This window comes from Niastella populi, from assembly GCF_002078015.1.
GTDB lineage: Bacteria > Bacteroidota > Bacteroidia > Chitinophagales > Chitinophagaceae > Niastella > Niastella populi.
In genome coordinates this window covers 1-253 of record NZ_LWBP01000183.1, presented here as the reverse complement: position 1 = coordinate 253, position 253 = coordinate 1, and the positions used below count along the sequence as shown (strand labels likewise).

The 253-nt window shown below is 37.5% G+C and carries 1 protein-coding gene; it reads left to right on the top strand.

The window, feature by feature from the left end; translation table 11 throughout:
• Positions 1–48: 48 nt before the first annotated feature.
• Positions 49–253 (top strand): PDDEXK nuclease domain-containing protein (locus A4R26_RS15440; protein ID WP_242674917.1); only part of this gene is annotated, 205 nt, incomplete at its 3' end.

Genomic DNA, 253 nt, shown 5'->3' with positions numbered 1-253 from the left:
TTAACTGCCCCGCTGGGGTAATTTTAAACCATTAAATGCAGCGTCATTATGGATGTTGACGGTCATGAATTTTCAATTGACTTACTTTTCTACAATCGTATCCTACGGCGTCTTGTGGCTTTTGAAATTAAGAAAGACCATTTCTGGCCAGAGTATACAGGTCAATTACATTTTTACCTGAATGTGCTGGATGACAAAATAAAGCTTCCAGATGAACTTCCAAGTATTGGCATCATTCTTTGCAAAGAAAAAC